This is a genomic window from Cyclobacterium sp. SOCE241, from assembly GCF_056867545.1.
Genome location: NZ_CP149779.1, coordinates 3211990 through 3231271, shown reverse-complemented (window position 1 = coordinate 3231271; position 19282 = coordinate 3211990). Strand labels below are relative to the sequence as shown.

Sequence of the window (19282 nt, the reverse complement as noted above, 5' to 3'; positions counted from 1 at the left end):
CTAGTGCTAATAATAGGACTTGGACTACTGGGATTGGCCGTATTGATTTACTTTTCTCAAGCGGTATCACCCACCTATTTATTTTCAGAGAATATATTTCTAATGGCCTTGGTAATGGCCGCAGCCTTTATTTTATACATTGGGCATTCATTTGTTTCCGGAGCCTACTTGATTTTGGCAAAGCTAAATCGGGATGTGGGAATTAAAATCGGTTGGCATTATGCCGTTATTTCTAGCTTGTATTTGGCCTTGGTGGCTTTGTTTTTCCTGGAAGTTACCGGTGATTGGAATAAATTGTACCTGCCATCGTTTCAGTTTTTGCTTGTCTTGGTAGGGATTGTTGGATATTTCGATTCGTATTATAAGACAAAGTATTTTCCTCAGACCTATAATGAAGGATGGGTCGGTAAGGCATTTTACCTTGGAGGTTTTGCCGTTTGTCTATTGGTCTTATTCAAGGCGGAGATTTCCGGAAATACACCCATGTTTGATTTTTTACACCATGTGTTTGCCTACAGTCAGTTGGGTTTCAGCGTGATGTTTGTTTTGTACATTTGGGTTAATTTTTCGGCAATAATAAATAGCGGCAATGCGATTGAAAAAATAATGTACAACCCTCCATTTTTTCCTTATTTTCACATGAGGTTAGGAGGAGCGATCGCATTTTTGATTTTGATGGTTTATGCTGCTGGAATCATAGGAATCCAATTTAGCACTTCATCTACACACCTCTCTGCAGATTATTATTACACCACTAAAAGGCCTATAGAAGCTTCCGTTCTTTACGAAAATGCCTTTGATAGGTACAGGGCAAACGACCATGCACTATATGCCTTGAGTAATATTTACCTTGATCAGAACCAACCAACTTTGGCACTTAAAACTTTAGAGCGAAGTTTTGAACATAATCCCCAGGTGAAGGATATATTGTTGTTAAGCCGATTATTAGAAAAGCGTTCCAGAACAAACGAAGCCGTTTATTGTCTGGAAGAAGGATTGAAACATTACCCAGGGAACCCATACCTGGCGAATAACCTGGCATTGGTATATCATGGAATGAATTTGCCTCAAAAAGCTTTAACCACTCTTGATAGGATGGATGGGTTTGAAGAGGTGGGGATTCAAAATAGGATAGGGATAAAAGTTACGCAAGGGCTTCCATTGGAAAAAAATGAGGAGTTTGTTTTGTCATTGAAGAATACCATTAATCTTTTAGCAGCAAAGAATAGTGGCTACGGGCTAGATGGGATAGATCTAGATCAGGCTTATAAGGAGGCAGATAATCCGCTTCTGAGAAGGTCGATGATTAGAAATTACCTTACCCGGTCTGAGAGAGGTTTTAACGACTCTTTTTTCAAGCAGAATTGGACTCTATGTTGGGGCAAGAAATCTCTTCACTAGGTGTAGAGCAAAATCTAAAGGAATCTGACCTTATTTTGAAATTTAAGTCCGGAAGGATCAATACTTTATTGACTTACTTAAATGGGATGGCCTTTCGGTTTAGTCAAGATGCCGGTTATTATCATGCTTTTGCAGGCTGGCTTCTTTCCGATCTCGGTGATTTTGAAAAAGCAGCTATCGAATGGAAGCAAGCTGCCCTAAAGGGGTACATTAAATTTACATCAGCTCATTTGCCCTTTTTGTACTTTGGAGGTATGGAAGAGGAAGCAGTTTTTATTTCAGGAACACAAAATGTGGCGTTCCCTAAATGGATGCGGTTTGACACCTCCGGTCAGCTTGTGAGCAATGATACCGTAAATCTATACAAGGAGATGGCCAAAGTAGCCACCATGCAAGGGAAAGACCTATTGCCGGCGGTGGAATCTTTAGAAAATGAAGTCAACAAAGGTGTGCTTGCCAAAGAGATAATAAAAAGAAAGTCCCATTGGCTTGAGGAAGATGAGATCAATACCTTGCTTTCATATACAGAAGCTTATGAAAGATCTACAGGGCAGCACTTCTTGTTAAAAGAGTACTTGCAGGAGATAAAGGGATTGACTGAAGAAAGCAAGAACCTATCTATTAGGGAAGGGTTTAATCCTTATTTGACGCCCTTGGTTTTGGCAAGCCTAGGGAAAGTTGAAGGTGATGAAAAGCGTTATGAATTATTGCAAGAAGCCTGTCAATTTAATAAAGATCCGCTATTGTGGATAACGTTAGTTAAATATTGTCGTATAATTGGGTTGGATCAGTATGCCAGTGCCAACTTAAAATTAATGGGAGAATGGATTGATGAAGATGATTTAACTGAGTTACAGTTGAAATTCCTATAATTCCTTTGATATAATTTAGGGTGCTGAATTCCTGTTTTTGAGCAATATACCCTATCTTCACATTTAAAATGTCGAGCCATGCCAGAAATCATAAAAACCAAAGAGATACGTAAGGTTTACAGAATGGGAACCGAGGAAGTGAAAGCACTCAAATCGGTAAGCATGTGCGTAAACAGAGGTGAATATGTGGCTTTTATGGGGCCTTCAGGATCAGGGAAGTCGACATTAATGAATATTATAGGGTGTTTGGATACTCCAAGCTCAGGACAATACATTCTTAATAGCAAGGATGTAAGTGATATGAGTGAAGATGAGCTTGCAGAAATCAGAAATAAGGAGATTGGTTTTGTTTTTCAAACCTTTAATCTACTGCCAAGGGCTACTTGCTTAGAGAATGTTGCTTTACCTTTGATTTATGCGGGTTACAATAAAACGGATAGAGAAGAGAAGGCTTTCTTATCTCTAAAAAGTGTGGGCTTAGATGATAGAATTCATCACAAACCCAATGAGTTGTCAGGTGGTCAGAGGCAAAGGGTAGCCATTGCCAGGGCTTTAGTAAATGATCCCAGCATTATTTTGGCCGATGAACCTACAGGTAATTTGGACAGTAAGACGTCTTATGAAATCATGGATCTTTTTCATGTTTTGCACCAAAAAGGCAATACGATTATCATGGTGACTCATGAGGATGATATAGCACATTATGCGCATCGAATCATCAGACTTAGAGATGGTCTTATAGAATCTGATGAACGAAACCCCAATCCAACGGTGGTTGACAAAACAATTATTTGAATAGCATAGTTGATAAACTGAATGAAAATTTATACCAAAACGGGAGATAAAGGAAAAACATCCCTTTTTGGGGGACTAGAGTCAATAAATCTCATTTAAGAATTGATGCGTATGGCACCATTGACGAATTAAATGCTAACCTAGGTTTATTGAGGGATAATTTAGGGAATGAAGATCTTGGAAAGATTCTTTATAAAGTACAGAATAGGCTTTTCGTATTAGGGGCAATTTTGGCCACTGATCCGGAAAAGACAGGGGTGAAGCTCCCTGCTTTTAGAAAAGAAGATATTCGGTTTCTGGAAATAGAAATAGATAAAATGGAGGGAAATCTTCCCCCATTGAAAAATTTCATTATCCCCGGAGGGCATCCGGTGGTTTCTTTGGCTCATATTGCACGTACCGTTTGTAGAAGAGCTGAGCGAGCCATGGTTTTACTTTCAGAGAATTCTCCGGTAGATGGAATATTGTTGGAATATGTCAATAGACTTTCCGATTATTTGTTTGTTTTGGGAAGGCAATTGGCGAAGGAATTAAATGTAAATGAAATCACTTGGCATTCAGGTGAATAATAAGATATGGACAAGCATTTGAAAATAGATATAATAAAAGCATCAAGCTCAAAACTAGAAACAACTAATTTTAATGAGCTTGCTTTTGGGCAAGTTACCAGTGACCACATGTTTGTGGCAGACTATATAGATGGGGAATGGCAAAATTTGAAAATCGAACCTTACGCACCATTGCAACTTAATCCAGCCAATGCGACCCTACACTACGGGCAATCCGTTTTTGAGGGTTTAAAGGCCTACAGGAATGAGCAAGGTGAAATATTGGTTTTCAGAGGAGATGCCAACCAAAAAGGTTGAATGAATCTGCCAAGAGAATGTGTATTCCCGAGATTCCTAAGGAAATTTTTATGGAAGGCATGCGATGTCTACTTGAAGTGGATAGGGAATGGGTACCCAAGCAAGCGGGGTGTTCTTTGTATCTCAGGCCATTTATTTTTGCCGCAGATGATTATTTGGGTATCAGACCTTCCAAGAAATATAAATTTATGATTCTTGCATCGCCGGTAGGGAAGTATTATGCCAAACCGGTAGCTGTAAAAGTTGAAACCAGGTTTGCAAGAGCAATTGAAGGAGGGACTGGAGCGGCCAAAGCTGCCGGTAATTATGCCGGATCTCTTTATCCCGCACTGAAGGCCCAGAAAGACGGGTATGATCAACTCCTATGGACGGATGGCAAGACCCATCAGTATATAGAGGAGAGTGGTACGATGAATGTAATGTTTGTTATTGATGGAGTTTTGATCACTGCTCCAACCACTACGGGAACCATTCTCAAAGGAATTACCAGGGACAGTGTACTTACCTTGGCACAGGAGATGGGTATGCCGATAGAAGAGAGGTTTTTAACAGTGATTGAATTGGAAGAAGCGCTTAATTCAGGGAAACTAGAAGAGGCTTTCGGAACAGGCACGGCGGCTACCGTGGCTTTTATCCGCTTAATAAATATTCATGGCAAAGACTATGAATTAAAGGAAGTGGCTCCTACGGCTTTTTCTGTGCGTATTTTAGAAGCCCTCGACAACATTAAATATGGTAAAGTGGAGGACAAATACAATTGGATTACGAAGTATTAGTTGGTCTTCCTACCAGTTTTTGACCATTGAATTTATTAACCTATGTATCTCTTCAATAGAGGTATCCTTCTTATCGGTTTGATAGTTTTCGTTCAGGGCGAATTGTTCGCACAAAACTATTTGATCCTTCAAAAAGGTGCCAATCAGAAATCTCGAATCATTTACGAAGTAGGAGATGAAATTATCTATTTACAGAAAGGCAATGATTATTATATCAAGGATATTATCCGCGAAATTGATAAGGAGTATATTGCCTTGAGTGAAAACGTTTTGAGCCTGAAGCAAATAGAAGCATTAGATATTAGGTATAAGGATGAGCGAAACCAAACATTGGCGAATTTAACTTATCTCCCATTCGCAGGAGGAGGGCTTCTGCTACTTGCTGGAGGGATTAATAGTTTGGCCGATGATGGTAACCTACAGTACAGTTCAGGTGTGCTAGCCACAGCCGCAGCTTTAATTGGCACCGGTTTTATCATGAAATCTATCCGATACAAAAAGTTTAAAGTTGGAGGGAAGAGAAAAATAATGGTGATTAGAAAAACTGAATTGGAGTAGGAATGCAAGCTCAATTGAAAAATTTAGATTGTATTAACTTTACCAGCTCAAAATTCAATCTTTATTGCATGCCGAGCAAATTTTAAGTTTAAATTGATTGTTTAGTAGGAATTAAGCAATTTTGCATTTTAAGTAATTAATAAAATTTATCATTATGACATCAGATCAATTGAAAGATTTGAAGGCCCGAGTAACGGCCTTGAGGAGGTATCTTTGACTACGATCGTAAGAAATCAGAAATAGAAGAGTTTGAAGCCATATCAGCACAGCCCGATTTTTGGACTGATACAGATGAGGCCGAAAAAGTAATGAAGCAGATTCAAGCCCGTAAGGCCTGGACTTCACAGTATGAAACAATTGATACTGGTATTCAGGATCTGGAGGTATTGTTTGAATTCTACAATGCAGGAGAGGTGTCAGCTGAGGAAGTAGACACAGAGTATGATAAAAATCTCAAATTAGTAGAAGACCTGGAACTGAAAAAGATGCTCAGCGGGGAAGAGGATCAGCTGAGTGCCATGTTGGAGATCAATCCCGGTGCCGGAGGTACTGAAAGCAATGACTGGGCATCAATTTTACTTCGCATGTACATCATGTGGGGTGAAAAAAATGGTTACAAAGTAAAAGAAGTTGACCTTCAGGAAGGTGAAGTTGCCGGAATAAAGTCAGCTACATTGGAATTTGTAGGTCCATTGGCTTATGGCTTTTTGAAATCAGAAAGTGGAGTGCACAGATTGGTAAGGATTTCACCATTTGATAGTGGCGGTAGAAGGCATACCTCGTTTGCTTCTGTGTATGCTTATCCTGTGGTGGATGATACCATAAATATTGACATCAATCCCTCTGATATAGAGCTGCATACTTCCCGATCAGGAGGAGCTGGAGGTCAAAATGTAAACAAGGTGGAAACCAAAGTTCAACTCACACATAAGCCCACTGGGATCGTTGTTGTGTGCCAAATTGAACGTTCACAATTGGCGAATAGAGAAAAGGCGATGCAGATGTTGAAATCTCGTTTGTATCAGCTGGAGATGGAGAAAAGAAATGCTGAAAGAGCCAAAGTGGAGTCCGGTAAAATGAGGATAGATTTTGGTTCCCAGATCAGAAATTATGTCCTCCATCCATACAAATTGGTAAAAGATGCTCGGACGGGATATGAAACATCAGATGTTCAAGCAGTACTAGATGGAGGGCTGAATGAATTCATTAAAGCTTATCTATTGGCACAGAGTGAGGAAGAAGTAAAAGATGAAGACTAATTAAAAAAGCCTGAATTTTCAGGCTTTTTTAATTAATTTATTACAATTTCATCCACCATTAGCCAAGCTTTATTTCCTGCAGCACCGTGCCAAGATGGTAGCTTTGCCAACGGCTTGGCTTCCATTTTAAGGTATAGAACATTTTTTTCAGCATAAGGAATCTCGACCTGACGTAAAAAGGAATTGTCCTCTTTTCTCAAGGGTTGAGGTCGATAGGATTTAGATAATTTCCAGTCCTGGTTTTTATCCGGTCTAGTCCAAATTTTCACTTCTTGAGGAGGGAAAAAACGAGCACCAATATTTTGCCAAAGTGATAGGGCCAAGTAAGAAATGTCTGTAGGCTTTTCAAACTCCATTTCCACCTCAAGCGGACTGTTAATAAAACCCAGCCAATTTAAATTCCAAACATCAGGAATGGCTTTCTTTTTATCGAAAAGGCTGTTTTTACCATCTCCTTTGTACCGGTCTTCAGGTGCATGGTTCATTTCAAAAGATGCAGGACTAAGAGTTGCGCTAATGAATTCAGCTTCTTCAACCTTGCTTCCAATCCATCCTTCTGCAAAGGCCCTTGCTTTTATGGTAGTGTTTTCTGTGATCTCTAGGGGTTCTTCATATAGTAAGAAATTACTACTGTCAGGCACTGAGCCATCCAGTGTGTAATAAATGCTCGTGGTTCCAATAGGATGGTTTAATTCAACTTTTAGCTTGTCTTTAAAAAAGCTTTGTCGAAACGAATTACAGGTGGATTCAACATCAGTAAAGTAGTCCTTTCCTCGGTACCGATCTCAATGGTCGTTTGAGGTAATGCTGCAATTAATTTCTCCAGTGATTCTTCGGTTAACCCTGTATTCCAAAGAAATAGTTTCTTTACATTTTTTAGTTGTGATAAAGGTTTTATGGCATCCTCTGTTAAATTATTTCCAGAAAGGGAGAGTAAGGAAAGATTCTCAAGCCCTACCAATGCCTGAAGACCGGGGCCCTTTATGTCTGTGAAATTCAAATAAAGTTTTTCCAGATTAGTAAATGAACCAAGCGATGCCAAATGCTCATCTTTGATCGGCATACTGTTTAGGTTAATTGACACAGTTTGTTCCTGAATGGGGGAAAGTTCATTGAGAGATTCAGGGTCAAAATTTGCCCGTCCAAAATAACTCACAGATAAGGCCGGAGAAGTGATCCCCAAAGGTTGAACTTTTCGATAAAAGTTATTTAGAGGCTCTAAAATAGCATCTGATACTGCTTCAAATGTGTATACTTTAGGGGCCGACTTAAACTTTTTGATGGCCAATGGATAAATGCTGCTGGTGTCAGCAAGGGCCAAAACCTTTTGGTCTGTAATGGCACCGGAACCAATCCAAGCGTCTAGTATGGCTTTTTCTTCTTCTGTTAGCTGAGGTTTTCCTTCTGGAGGCATGTGGTCTTCATCCTCTTCCGGTAAATTAATTCTTTTGGTCATCAAGCTGTTTTTAGAATCAAAAGGTTCAACGGCAGGCCCTGATTCTCCACCTTTAAACAAATGTTCAGGAGTATCCATTCTTAGTTCTCCTTTTTGCTTGGATGCCTTGTGGCAACTCAGGCATTTGTTTTCGATGATGGGATAAATTACATGTGTAAATACTTCAGCTTCTTCCAAGCTTACGGTTTGCGTTTCCTTCTTTTCCAGAGGGGCTGTAATAAAGTTTTCACCATGGGTGATGGAAGCACCAAGATGTCCGGATACAATGACTATCAGTGCCAAAAAAGTACCCGATATTTTTATGCCCAAAGGTCTTTGTCTATCAATAAAATAATAGAATAAAGAAGAAAGCCAGAATATCCCCAAACTGGTCCATTTGTGCCAATAGAGCGCTTCTTTATCATAGCCTGTTTCATGAGATAGCAAAAGCCCTGCGATAACCGTAAATCCAGCCGTGAATGCTCCTAATAATAAAAAATCCTTACCATACAATGTGCTGTTTGCTTTGTCAGGAAGTAAATCAGGAAAACCTACCAATAGAATGGCCAATAAAATGATTACAATAGGAAAGTGGAGCAGCAATGGATGCATTCTTCCGAATACATGGAGCCAGTCAGGAATCATTACTTTACTTTCAGCCAATACAATGAATAGTACAAAGACATTTACAGCAAAAAGTATTTGGCCAAGAATGACCTTCAATTTATTTGTTAACATAAAGACGAGAATAGGGTTATTATCAAGGAGTCAAATTGTTAGACCATTATACCTTTGACTAAATTTCCGGCAACATCTGTAAGCCTGTATCTTCTTCCCTGATGCCTAAAGGTGAGCTTTTCATGTTCCACTCCAAGTAGATGAAGCATGGTGGCATGGAAATCGTGGACATGAACCGGGTCTTTGATGATATTGTATCCAAAATCATCTGTTTCACCATAAGTTACCCCGGGTTTTATTCCTCCGCCTGCCATCCACATAGAGAAAGCCCTAGGGTGATGATCTCTGCCATAGTTGTCCGCAGAAAATCTTCCTTGGCAATAATTGGTTCTACCAAATTCTCCTCCCCAGATTACCAGGGTTTCGTCCAACAATCCCCTTTGCTTCAAGTCTGTTATTAATGCAGCAGATGCCTGATCAGTATCCTTGGCTTGCATGGCCATTTCATTGGGTAAATTTCCATGTTGATCCCAGCCTTGGTGGTAAAGCTGTACATACCTAACACCATTTTCAGAAAGCTTTCTTGCTAGTAAACAATTGGCTGCATAGGTGCCGGAAACCAAACATTCCGGACCATAAAGCTTAACTATGCTGTCGGGCTCTTTGCTGACATCAGTGACTTCCGGCACTGCAGTTTGCATTCGGTATGCCATTTCATATTGTTGAATTTTGGCGCTGATTTCCGGGTCTCCGAAGGATTCATAATTTATTTGATTTAATGCAGCTATTTTGTCTAGCATCCTTCTTCGGTCTGTTTTGCTCATCCCTTCTGGATCATTGAGGTACAGTACGGGGTCATCTCCACTAGAGAATTGAACACCCTGGTGGACTGATTCCAAAAACCATTCGTCCAAAGTTTTGAGTAAACCCCCTGACCATTTCCTTTTCCCCTTGACAAGAGTACGCAGAAACTAGGAAGGTTATTGTTTTCAGAACCTAGCCCATAACTTAGCCACGCGCCCATGCTTGGCCTGTTTCCTACTTGAGCTCCCGTTTGGAAGAAGGTGAGGGCAGGGTCATGATTAATGGCTTCTGTGTGCATTGACTTAACAATGCATATGTCATCCACAATTTTTGCAGTATGTGGAAAGAGATCACTGACCCAAGCACCTGATTGACCATACCTTTTGAAGCCATAAGCCGAGCCCACCAAAGGAAAAGATGACTGTCCGGCTGTCATTCCAGTAAGTCGTTGTCCTTGCCTGATGGAGTCGGGAAGCTCTTCCCCAATTTTTTTATTCAGCATGGGTTTATAATCAAACGATTCCAACTGGCTTGGCGCTCCATTTTGAAACATATAAATAACCCTTTTCGCTTTGGGAGCAAAATGAGGGACACTGGCCATTAACTTGTCAGTGTCTATTTGGGGGCTGCCATTAAATAGGTCGGGCACCAATAAGGATCCCAAAGCAACACTTCCTAACCCTAGACTTAATTTGGATAGGAACTTCCTCCTGTTCTCATTTAATCCATTTTCTAAAATTTCTTTTTCCATATCAAGTTTTGGTAATTGCTTCTTCAACATTATAAATCGCGACCACCACTTGCATAAGGGCGGCTGTTTCAGGGCTGTTGCTGTATTGGTCTAAAGGAAACTCCCCGGCATTTACAGTTTCTAAAATTGTTTCGGGCTTTTGCTTAAACCTTTTCAACTCTTCCTGATAGTATTCTTTTAATAATTCAAATTCCTCTACTTTGGGAGTTCTACAAATGATTCTTAGAAAAGCTTCTTGGATCGCTTCTTCATATTCCTTTCCTTCTCCAATCAATTTATTGGCAAGTACACGTGAGGCCTCAAGTACCAATGGGTCGTTCAACATGGCTAAGGCTTGAAGGGGAGTATTTGTCCTGTTTCTGCTTACCTCACATACATCCCTATTGCTGCCATCAAAAATGATTGGTTTCGGTGGTGGGGAGGTTAGTTTGATAAAGGTATACAAGCCCCTTCTGTACAATTTATCTCCTTGGTCCTGTCTGTATTCAGCTAATTCCCCTCTTCCCGAAGTGGCTGCCTCCCATAGGCCTTCAGGTTGATATGGTTTAACACTCGGCCCACCTATTTCTTTAGACAAAAGACCACTACTGGCTAGAATCATGTCCCGAATATGTTCTGCGTTTAATCTAATTCTTGGGTAGCTTGCCAAATAAAAATTATCAGGATCAGACTCAATTTTCTTTTTATCGCTAGTAGCAGATTGCTGATATGTAGCAGCGCTTACTATTTTTTTAACTAAATGTTTTACATCCCAACCACTTTCTTGGAAATCAACTGCAAGCCAATCCAAAAGTTCAGGATGAGTGGGTAGTTTGCCTTGCATACCAAAGTCACCGGCAGATCTTACAATTCCCGCTCCAAAAACTCCTGCCACATAAGGTTCACAAAAACACGTGCGGTCAATGGGTTTTCTTCAGAAAAAGTCCACTGTGCTAATCCCAGGCGATTTTTCGGATATTTGCTTTCGTCAAATTGAAGAATGGATTTTGGGGTGGAAGGGAAGACTTCTGTGGTAGGTTGGTCATAAACACCGCGGTCTAAAACGAAAGTCCTTCTTAAAGAATCTTTATAGTCTTCCATTACGGACACCATGATTTTGCTTGTGTCCTGGTGGTTTACGAAATTCAAAATCCCTTTCAAGTCCTCTTTTTCTACCCACATGATGGGATGTTTGGCAGGTTTGGAAACACTCACATCACCTTCGTAGCCTTGCTCAGGGGTATTGTTAAAAAAGCATACATCTCAAAGTAATTTTCCTGTGAAATAGGGTCATACTTATGGTCATGACATTGAGCACACTCCACCGTCATACCAATGATTGCTTTGCTGTAGGTATTGGTTTTGTCCAATATGTATTCAACCCTGTATTCTTCCGGAATTACCCCACCTTCCTCCGTGTATTTGTGGTTCCTATTGAATGCAGTAGCCAAGATTTGTTCTTTGGTCGGGTTGGGAAGTAAGTCTCCTGCCAACTGCCAAGTTATAAACTTATCGTAAGGAAGATTTTTATTAAATGCGTGGATTACCCAATCTCTATAGGGCCATTGTGTTCGAATATTATCGTCTTGATAACCATAAGAATCTGAATAGCGTGAAATATCCATCCATAACACAGCCATTCTTTCACCGAATGAGGGGCTATCCAATAATTTGTCAATTATCTTCTCTGTAGCCTCTTCAGACTCATCTTCTTTAAAAGATTTCATTAGCTCTTCTGTGGGAGGAAGTCCTGTAAGGTCCAAGCTTAATCTTTTGAGTAAAAGCATTTTGTCTGCTTTCTCATTGGGTTGTAAACCTATTTTGTCAAGTTTTGCCAATACAAAATAATCGATCTCATTGTTAGCCCATTGAGGATCAGAAATATCAGGTAGAGAAGTTTTAACCGGAGGAAGAAAGGCCCAATGAGGTTCATATTTAGCCCCTTGTTTAACCCAATTTTTGATCAAAGTAATTTCTTCAGGAGATAATTTGAGGTTAGATTCAGACGGCGGCATTTTGGCCGTTTCATCCGTTGTTGTTATCCTGCTAATGATTTCTGATTGGGCAGGTTTACCGGGTACTATGGCATGTGCTCCCGGGTTTTCTTTTAAGGCAGCATAGGCACCTTCTGCATTGTCAAGCCTTAAGCCCGACTCTCTTTGTTTTCATCTGGTCCATGGCAGGCAAAACAGTTGTCGGAAAGAATTGGCCTGATATGGAAATTGTAACTGATCTGGTCTCCGGAGGTCAGCCGCGTGGATTCGGGTCCTTTTTCTGAACAAGACAGAAAGGTTACCAATAGAATCAATAATATATAGGATAAATGCCTAAGCATAATTTTATGTGGGCTCTTACATTGTTAATAGTGAACAATTTGCTAATAAATACCTACATATACAAACAAAATTTGAAAATGCCTAAGGGTATAAAATACGTAATTTTTAGTGAGAAGCACCTTTGAGGGATCTCATGAATGGCCTGAAATAGTAACGAAGAAATTAGAGATATGGAAACTCTAATGGTACCGAGAAAGAGGGAAGCACATCTTGATTGAATAACCAAGTGATATGAAAATTATATTGTGTTGATTGTATGATTCTATAGAAGAAAAAAGGAGAGGTTGAAAACCTCTCCTTTTGTAAGACAATGTATAGATTAAAATCCAATTATGATTTTTGAACTTTTGAAAAGTCAAAATCATCCAGAAATTTAGTGGTAAAATTACCGGCATTGAATTCCGGATCTTCCAATAAGGCCAAATGGAAAGGGATGGTAGTTTTAATGCCATCAATGACAAATTCTTCCAAGGCACGTTTCATTCGTACAATAACTTCCTCTCTGGATTGGGCACTTACGATAAGTTTTGCAATCATAGAGTCATAATTTGGTGGAATAACGTATCCAGCATAAACATGGCTGTCAATTCTCACGCCTTTGCCTCCGGGGAGGTGAAGGTTGACAATTTTCCCTGGACTAGGTCTGAATCCATTTGCAGAATCTTCTGCATTGATTCGACACTCCATGGCGTATAATTTTGGAAAGTAATTTTTCCCGCTTATTTTCTCTCCAGCAGCAACTTTGATTTGTTCTTTGATCAAATCAAAATCTGTAACTTCTTCCGTTATTGGATGTTCTACTTGAATTCTGGTGTTCATTTCCATAAAGTAGAAGTCTCGGTTTTTGTCTACCAAAAACTCTATGGTTCCGGCACCTTCATAGGCGATTGCCTCTGCCCCTTTGATGGCGGCTTCCCCCATTCTTTTTCTCAGGTCATCAGTGATAAAAGGAGAAGGTGTTTCTTCAACTAATTTTTGATGACGTCTCTGAATGGAGCAATCTCTTTCAGATAAGTGGCAAGCTTTACCGGTTGAATCTCCAATGATTTGGATTTCAATATGCCGAGGCTCTTCAACGAACTTTTCAAGGTATAAACCATCATTACCAAATGCTGCAGCGGATTCTTGTCTGGCATCGTCCCATGCTTTTTGAACCCCGCAGGATCCTTCACTATACGCATGCCTCTTCCACCTCCACCAGCAGTGGCTTTGAGGATGACAGGGTAACCAATTTTTTCTGCCAATGGCAATCCTTCTTCTATGGAGTTAAGCAATCCTTCAGAACCGGGGATGGTAGGAACTCCGGCCGCGGCCATGGTGGCTTTGGCTGTTGCTTTGTCACCCATTTGGTTGATCATTTCAGGACTTGCTCCAATAAACTTAATGTTGTATTCTTCACATATCCTCGAAAATTCCGCATTTTCAGAAAGGAAACCATAACCGGGGTGAATAGCATCTGCATTGGTGATTTCTGCAGCAGCGATGATTCTAGGGATATTTAGGTAAGAATCTTTACTTGATGCGGCACCTATACATACAGCTTCATCAGCAAAACGTACATGTAAGCTGTCCTTGTCAGCAGTGGAATAGACAGCGACAGTCTTCACTCCCATTTCTTTGCATGTACGAATGATCCTTAAAGCAATTTCTCCTCTGTTGGCTATTAATATTTTATTAAACACTTTATAAGGTCAGTTTGGTTAGAAAACGATCAATTCTGAGGTTCAACCAAAAAGAGAGGTTGGTCATATTCAACTGGCGAGGCATCGTCTACTAAAATCTTTACGATTTTACCGGATACTTCAGATTCCACTTCGTTAAATAATTTCATTGCTTCAATGATGCAAACTGGTTGGCCTTTTTGAATGGTATCACCTACATTAACAAAGAATTCTGCATCAGGATTTGGAGACCTGTAAAAGGTACCAATCATTGGAGACTTTACTTCTAAAAGGTTGTCAGCAGGGGCGCTACTGGCTTCGACCGGTGCCGGAGCGGAAGGTTGAACAGGTGCCTGAGCCGCTTGTGGTGCAGGACTTGCAGCAGGAGCTACAACTTGTACTTCAGAATTCTTTTTGATGGAAAGCTTGAATTCATCTGTTTCTATTTTGACTTCTGCTAAACCGGAATTGGAGATAAAGTCTATTAATTCTTGTATTTCTTTTGCTTTCATAAATCTATTTCTTTGAGAGTTACCCGGTATTTGGCCACCCTGATTCAAATATACTTGATTTTATCTTAAGTAAAACTAGGTAAATTAGTGAATAATTATAGCGATTAAAGGATTATTTAACTCTTTCAGAGTAGGAGCCATCCCGTGTATCTACTTTAATCATTATGTCTTGGTCAACGAATAAAGGAACCATTACCACTGCGCCCGTTTCTAGGGTGGCTGGTTTTAAGGTGTTGGTAGCAGTATCTCCTTTGATACCCGGCTCTGTATAAGTAACCATTAATTCTACAAAGGGTGGAAGTTCAACACCAAGAGGTGTCTCTGTTTCATCATGGATTAAGATGTCTACCATTTGACCCTCCTTTAATAATTCCGGCCTTTCAATTAGTTTTTCTTCTATTGGAATTTGCTCGAAAGTGCTTGTGTCCATGAAGTGGTACCCCATGTCATCATTATAAATGTACTGATGGGGCCTTTTTTCTACACGTGCAGTTGTTATTTTTTCTCCTGAATTAAAAGTTTTATCAACAACTTTCCCATTGGTAAGACTTTTTAGCTTGGTTCTAACAAATGCCGGGCCTTTTCCGGGTTTTACATGTTGGAATTCAACAATTGTTACAATGTCATGATTAAATTCCAGACAAAGGCCATTTTTGAAATCAGCAGTACTTGCCATATTTGCTTTGATTTTGGTTAAACGCTTTTAGGGTCATATCCCCACTTTAAATATACTGCTCCCCAGGTAAATCCACCACCAAAAGCAGCCAAAATTAAGTTGTCACCTTTTTTTAACTTGGATTCATAATCCCAAAGACACAAAGGTAGGGTGCCTGCTGTGGTATTGCCATACTTTTCAATGTTTAGCATAACTTTTTCAGGACCTATGCCCATTCTTCTCGCAGTTGCATCGATTATTCTTTTGTTGGCTTGATGTGGTACCAACCAAGTGATGTCATCTGCAGTCAAATTGTTTTTCTCCATGATCTGGGCACTAACCTCTGCCATATTGGTTACAGCAAATTTAAATACCGTCGACCCCTCTTGGTAAACAAAGTGTTCTCTGCCGGTTACTGTTTCTACAGAGGCAGGTTTTCTACTTCCTCCTGCTTCAATTCGAAGAAAGTCCGCGCCGGATCCATCTGTATGTAACATAGAGTCCATTACACCTATATTTTCTTCAGTCGGCTCTAGTAAGACAGCTCCACCACCATCACCGAAGATAATACATGTGGTTCGATCCTGATAATTTACAATAGAGGACATTTTGTCGGCCCCTATGATTATAACTTTTTTATGTGCGCCGGTTTCTATAAACTGACTTCCCATGGAAAGGGCATACAAAAATCCGGAACAAGCGGCGGATATATCAAAACTATAACAGTTTTTTGCCCCCACATTGTGGGCGATTATATTGGCTGTTGCAGGAAATAGCATGTCCGGAGTTACGGTGGCACAGATAATCAAATCTATATCTTCCGGATTGGTGTTGGTTTTTTCCAGTAAACCTTTGACTGCCTCCGTACCGATAACTGAAGTTCCTTGGTTTTCACCTTTTAAAATTCGCCTTTCCTTGATACCTGTCCGACTGGTAATCCACTCGTCATTGGTATCTACCATAGTTTCCAGTTCTTTGTTGTCTAGTACATACTCGGGTACCCAGGCATGTACACCTGTAATAACAGCTCTTTTTTCATCTGATTGTTTCTAGTCTCATATTGGAAATGGTCGACCCTCACTTTCCTGCGATCTTTTATTGAAAGTTGTCATGGGCAAATACCATTTTAAGTAACACTGTTTTTGTTAGATGATGTCAACAGTATTAAAATTTCGAATCCCAAAATTATTTAAAATGTCCTTGTCCACCAAGGATTTTGAAGATATGTGAAAAATAAATCATGATGAGAATCAATATTTTAACCAAATTCCCTTTCAGGTTGTATCAGGATGGAAAAATTCCTAAATTATACAATAGTGAGAACCTTCCGCAAGAAATAATGAAAGTGAATGTAAATGGTAAAGAATATTTGGTAAAAACAGTTGATAACCCTAGTCTGTTGGAGGTGTTAAGAGATCAATTGAACCTCACCGGTACCAAGTATGGATGTGGTGAAGGAGCCTGCGGAGCATGTAAAGTTTTAATCAATGGTATTCCCCTTCCTGCTTGTATAACCCCTGTCACTTCTGTGGCAGATAAAAACATAGTAACTATCGAAGGGATAGCGAGGCAAAATGAACTACATCCGGTACAAAAGGTTTTTCTTGAAGAAGGTGTTTTTCAGTGTGGCTTTTGTGCTTCAGGAATGGTAGTTTCTGCCGTGGCTCTATTGGAGAAGAACCCTGATGCCGGTCCTAGGGAGTTGGTCTCTGGATTAAACGGCAATATTTGCCGTTGCTGTACCTATCCGGCCATTCTCGATGCCCTATCAAAATTAAGTCAAAAGAAATAAGAGCAATGACCCCTAATCCTGATAAATACCTGTTCCCTACCTTAAGTGATTGGAAAAGTTCCGAAGGAGGGATGTCAAGAAGAAAGTTTTTAAACTTATGGGGGCTGGTGCGGCTACTTATATATTGTTTACAGATGTATTTGTATCCACTGCTGCTACCGCAGATGATAAATTTGAATTTCCGGACAAAGATTTGATTTCGTCTTGGATTCACATTTCTGATGCGGGAAAAATTACTGTATTTACAGGGAAGGTTGAAATTGGGCAAAACATCCGAACCTCCCTAAGTCAAGTAGTGGCTGAGGAGTTGTCTGTTGCTCCTCAAGAAATTAAGATGATCATGGGGGATACTTCTCTCACACCATATGACCGGGGCACCTATGGTAGCCTGACCACGCTTCAAATTTCTCCTATTCTTAGACTGGCTGCGGCTAACTTAAAGGGGATTTTGTTGGAGGAAGCTGAAACCGTATTGGGCGTAGCCACTTCCCAATTGCAATTAAAAGATGGGAAGGTGCTAGATGTAGGCTCAGCCAAGAGTGTTGATTTTGGGGCACTATTATCAGGAAAAAAGGTGCTTAGAAAAATCAATAAAGATGTCTCCACAATAGCTCCGGCCAAGTGGAAAGTTGCAGGACAATCTATTTCCAAAATTAATGGAAAAGATTTTATCAACGGAAGCCATAAGTATGTTTCTGATATGGTTTTGCCAAATATGGTTTACGGTAAAATATTGCGTGCTCCTGCTTATGGGGCTAAACTACTTCATGTCGAAACGACAAATGCTGAAAAAATCCCAGGTGTAATGTTGGTTAGAGATGGAGATTTTATTGGACTTGTAGCAGATAGCCCCGGAAAAGCAGCAATGGCATTGGCTGCTATTGATTGTACTTGGGGGAAGGGGCTCTGGTTGAGCGTGCAGAGGTCTTTGAACATTTAATTAAAACCTCTAAGGAAGGAAAATCGAAAAGTAAAAGTCTTGAAGATAGTTATGAAGGTGCTTCATTGAAAATTAATCAGCGCTTTGAGATTGATTATATTGCCCATGTGCCATTGGAAACCCGGGCAGCCATAGCCCATTGGAAGGATGGTGAAGTGGAGGTCTGGGCAGGGACTCAACGCCCTTTTGGTTTGCATGAAGACTTGGCAAAAGAATTTGGTCTTCCATTAAATAAAATACGTGTTCATGTTCCTGATACAGGCTCCGGTTACGGAGGAAAGCAAAGCAGTGATGTAGGGATTGAAGCAGCCAAATTATCCAAAAAAGCTGGTCGTCCGGTGAAAGTTTGCTGGACAAGGGAGGAAGAATTTAAATGGGCTTATTTTCGACCTGCGGGAGTGATTGAGGTCAAGGCTTCTGTAAACCAAGGGAAAATTAACACTTGGGAATTCCATAATTACAATTCTGGAGCTGCAGGAATAGATTTCCCTTATTCGGGGGCCCAAGAACACTTGGAGTATCACCGCTCATCTTCACCATTGCGTCAAGGATCTTATAGGGCATTATCCTCAACTGCCAATATTTTTGCTATTGAGTCTATCGTTAATGATTTGGCACGAGATTTAAAATATGATCCATTGCAATTTAGGATTGCACATCTGGAAAAGCCTAGGTTAATAGATGTAATAAAAGCAGGGGCCGAAGCCTTTGGTTGGGGAAAGGAAAAAAGCCAAGCTGAAACAGGGTTTGGAATGGCTTGTGGGACGGTTAAAGGAGGCTTTGTAGCCACCTTCGTTGAGGTAAAGGTGGAAAGTGAATCGAGAAAATTGAACGTCCGTAGGGTGGTGACTGCCTTTGAATGTGGTGTGATCATCAACCCCAGACATCTTAAAAGTCAGGTTGTAGGTTGTGTACTACAAGGCTTAGGAGGGGCGCTATTTGAAGCGGTAGACTTTAAAGATGCCAAGTTGACAAATCCCGGACTAACTTCCTACCGCGTGCCTAGGTTCAGTGACGTACCTGAAATGAAAGTAATATTGTTGAATAGAGAGGATCTTCCTTCCTCCGGGGCAGGGGAGGCTCCGATCGTATGCATTGCTCCTTCTTTGCGGAATGCCATTCAGGATGCTTGTGGTGTAAAACTATATAAGCTACCTATGTTGCCATCAGGTGTGGTTCCAGATCACACCTGATGGCAAGTTAGTTTTATTT

13 protein-coding genes and 5 pseudogenes are annotated in these 19282 nt (G+C 40.3%); 10 read left to right on the top strand and 8 right to left on the bottom strand.

Annotation, left to right across the window (positions count from 1 at the left end):
* Positions 1 to 3 precede the first annotated feature (3 nt).
* From WG932_RS16115 to prfB, 7 genes and pseudogenes are all read left to right on the top strand, one after another.
* Positions 4 to 1401 carry a tetratricopeptide repeat protein gene (locus tag WG932_RS16115; protein WP_483084691.1) on the top strand — a complete coding sequence of 466 codons (1398 nt, stop codon included), beginning with the start codon at positions 4 to 6 and terminating at the stop codon, positions 1399 to 1401.
* Positions 1374 to 2273 (top strand): hypothetical protein, encoded by a 900-nt coding sequence (locus WG932_RS16110; protein WP_483084690.1) that lies wholly within the window; start codon positions 1374 to 1376, stop codon positions 2271 to 2273. Before WG932_RS16115 ends, WG932_RS16110 begins: the two co-directional genes overlap by 28 nt.
* A gap of 78 nt (positions 2274 to 2351) precedes the next feature.
* On the top strand, positions 2352 to 3068 hold the full coding sequence (locus tag WG932_RS16105; protein WP_014019070.1) for an ABC transporter ATP-binding protein: 717 nt from the start codon (positions 2352 to 2354) through the stop codon (positions 3066 to 3068).
* A 21-nt stretch (positions 3069 to 3089) separates the two neighbouring features.
* Positions 3090 to 3637: pseudogene (locus WG932_RS16100) on the top strand (cob(I)yrinic acid a,c-diamide adenosyltransferase).
* A gap of 6 nt (positions 3638 to 3643) precedes the next feature.
* Positions 3644 to 4710: pseudogene (locus tag WG932_RS16095) on the top strand (branched-chain amino acid aminotransferase).
* A 42-nt stretch (positions 4711 to 4752) separates the two neighbouring features.
* Positions 4753 to 5268 carry a hypothetical protein gene (locus WG932_RS16090; RefSeq protein ID WP_014019067.1) on the top strand — a complete coding sequence of 172 codons (516 nt, stop codon included), beginning with the start codon at positions 4753 to 4755 and terminating at the stop codon, positions 5266 to 5268.
* 154 nt (positions 5269 to 5422) lie between these two features.
* Positions 5423 to 6527, top strand: a protein-coding gene (prfB, locus tag WG932_RS16085; protein WP_014019066.1) for a peptide chain release factor 2 whose coding sequence is annotated in 2 segments (ribosomal slippage) — positions 5423 to 5482 and positions 5484 to 6527 — 1104 coding nt in all. Because the reading frame shifts where the segments join, the coding sequence is not laid out codon by codon here.
* A gap of 32 nt (positions 6528 to 6559) precedes the next feature.
* Here prfB and WG932_RS16080 read toward each other — a convergent pair.
* The 8 genes and pseudogenes from WG932_RS16080 to WG932_RS16045 form a co-directional block, all read right to left on the bottom strand.
* Positions 6560 to 7180 (bottom strand): FN3 associated domain-containing protein, encoded by a 621-nt coding sequence (locus WG932_RS16080; protein ID WP_483088663.1) that lies wholly within the window; start codon positions 7178 to 7180, stop codon positions 6560 to 6562.
* Between the two features lie 47 nt (positions 7181 to 7227).
* Positions 7228 to 8700, bottom strand: a complete 1473-nt coding sequence (locus WG932_RS16075) for a c-type cytochrome domain-containing protein (RefSeq protein ID WP_483084689.1) — start codon at positions 8698 to 8700, stop codon at positions 7228 to 7230.
* A 38-nt stretch (positions 8701 to 8738) separates the two neighbouring features.
* Positions 8739 to 10195 (bottom strand): annotated as a pseudogene (locus WG932_RS16070) (DUF1501 domain-containing protein).
* Between the two features lies 1 nt (position 10196).
* A pseudogene (locus WG932_RS16065) lies at positions 10197 to 12509 on the bottom strand (PSD1 and planctomycete cytochrome C domain-containing protein).
* Positions 12510 to 12840: 331 nt separating this feature from the next.
* A pseudogene (accC, locus tag WG932_RS16060) lies at positions 12841 to 14192 on the bottom strand (acetyl-CoA carboxylase biotin carboxylase subunit).
* Between the two features lie 29 nt (positions 14193 to 14221).
* Positions 14222 to 14683, bottom strand: a complete 462-nt coding sequence (gene accB, locus WG932_RS16055; protein WP_041934970.1) for an acetyl-CoA carboxylase biotin carboxyl carrier protein — start codon at positions 14681 to 14683, stop codon at positions 14222 to 14224.
* 112 nt (positions 14684 to 14795) lie between these two features.
* Entirely contained in the window at positions 14796 to 15359 is a 564-nt protein-coding gene (efp, locus tag WG932_RS16050) for an elongation factor P (RefSeq protein ID WP_014019059.1), read from the bottom strand.
* Between the two features lie 17 nt (positions 15360 to 15376).
* On the bottom strand, positions 15377 to 16360 hold the full coding sequence (locus WG932_RS16045; protein WP_483088662.1) for a beta-ketoacyl-ACP synthase III: 984 nt from the start codon (positions 16358 to 16360) through the stop codon (positions 15377 to 15379).
* 218 nt (positions 16361 to 16578) lie between these two features.
* Here WG932_RS16045 and WG932_RS16040 point away from each other — a divergent pair, with 218 nt between their 5' ends.
* Genes WG932_RS16040 through WG932_RS16030 form a run of 3 tightly spaced genes read left to right on the top strand, consistent with a single transcriptional unit; the run spans position 16579 to position 19263 of the window.
* Positions 16579 to 17130, top strand: coding sequence for a (2Fe-2S)-binding protein (locus WG932_RS16040; protein WP_483084688.1), 552 nt, complete (start codon positions 16579 to 16581; stop codon positions 17128 to 17130).
* Positions 17131 to 17179: 49 nt separating this feature from the next.
* A complete protein-coding gene (locus tag WG932_RS16035; protein ID WP_483084687.1) occupies positions 17180 to 18070 on the top strand; it encodes a molybdopterin cofactor-binding domain-containing protein in 891 nt (296 codons plus the stop codon).
* Positions 18022 to 19263, top strand: a complete 1242-nt coding sequence (locus WG932_RS16030; RefSeq protein ID WP_483084686.1) for a xanthine dehydrogenase family protein molybdopterin-binding subunit — start codon at positions 18022 to 18024, stop codon at positions 19261 to 19263. Before WG932_RS16035 ends, WG932_RS16030 begins: the two co-directional genes overlap by 49 nt.
* The last annotated feature ends 19 nt before the right edge of the window (positions 19264 to 19282 follow it).